Genomic DNA, 405 nt, shown 5'->3' on the forward strand with positions numbered 1-405 from the left:
ATTCCTCTTTCCTTACCGGAAAAAGTTGCAGCAACAATAGCCATAGAGATGCTCATCATACCAGCACCGCCGATTCCTTGAATTGCTCGAAAAATATTTAACTGCATTCCATTTTGTGCTAATCCTGAAGCCAAAGAACCAAGAGTGAATACAGCAAGTTCAATTAAAAAAACTTTTTTTCTCCCAAATAAATCAGCTAATTTGGATGCTAAAAGCAAAAAAACTGCATAAGATATCGTGTAGGCATTAATAATCCACTGTAAATTGCTAAAAGACTCACTTAAATCTTTTTGAATAGTTGGCAAGGCAACATTAACAATCGTCACATCCAAAAGTGACATAAAAACACCAATACACAAGGCTGTTAAAGCAATCCAATTCCTAGATTCGTGATCTATTTTATTT

General features: G+C 34.6%; 1 protein-coding gene. It reads right to left on the reverse strand.

Features of this window, described 5'->3' with window-relative positions; translation table 11 throughout:
• Positions 1–398, reverse strand: a 398-nt coding sequence (locus KH893_RS12690; RefSeq protein ID WP_281166385.1) for an MFS transporter, incomplete at its 3' end; no start/stop codon positions are given.
• Positions 399–405: the final 7 nt, after the last annotated feature.

Origin of the sequence: Liquorilactobacillus sicerae (assembly GCF_029916425.1) — a bacterium.
Lineage (GTDB): Bacteria > Bacillota > Bacilli > Lactobacillales > Lactobacillaceae > Liquorilactobacillus > Liquorilactobacillus sicerae.